The following is a 744-nucleotide window of genomic DNA, read 5'->3' on the forward strand; positions in this document are numbered from 1 at the left end:
CAATACCAGCGCTGGTGGACCGTAAGCAGTCAGGCGGTCAAGGATTGCCATCGATGCGAGAACGCATACCTCCGTTTGTCGCGCACGGCGCCCGAGCCTATGGCTCCCTCATCGCTTCTTGGCCTAGGGGGAGTATGGCGCCGAGAATATACTTGAGCACGGTACGGCGGCCGACCTTGACGTCAGCGGTTACCGGCATGCCAGGGACGATCGTGAAACTTGCGGGCACGCCATGGAGGGCGACCTCGTCGATGGAAATCTGCGTGCGGTAAAACAGGTCAGCGTCCGGGGGCAGCATGGCCAACGAGCTGTTCGGGTCGCGCGCCTGTTCCCGGGCCGAGAAGGAATCCGGGCTCACCGTGCGCACAGTGCCATGCGCGAGGCCATATTGCGAATATGGAAAGGTGTCGAACTTGATGGCCACGGGGTCACCGACGTGGACGAACCCACTGCTACGGCCGACAATGTTCGTTTCGATTTCAAGCACCGCGTCGTCCGGCACCAGGGTCATCAGCCGGTCACCCGATTGCAGGATCGACCCGACGGAAACCTTCGCCACTGACTGAACGATGGCGTTTGCATCGCTTTTCAGCTCGACCAACTGCTTACGCAGCTTTGCCTTGTTGAGAAGCTCACGGGCATCGGACATACGCGAGCCCGCCTCCGACAGGCCTTGCGAGACTTCCGCGCGCCAGCTCTGGATGTAGCCATCGCGGTCGGCGGCCACCGTCGCCTGTTGTCGCT

The 744-nt window shown here is 61.8% G+C and carries 1 protein-coding gene; it reads right to left on the reverse strand.

Annotation, left to right across the window (positions count from 1 at the left end):
- Positions 1-97 precede the first annotated feature (97 nt).
- On the reverse strand, positions 98-744 hold a 647-nt coding region (locus tag EN949_RS35505), incomplete at its 5' end, for an HlyD family type I secretion periplasmic adaptor subunit (RefSeq protein ID WP_127371994.1).

This window comes from Mesorhizobium sp. M7A.F.Ca.US.007.01.2.1, assembly GCF_003998165.1.
Lineage (GTDB): Bacteria > Pseudomonadota > Alphaproteobacteria > Rhizobiales > Rhizobiaceae > Mesorhizobium > Mesorhizobium ciceri.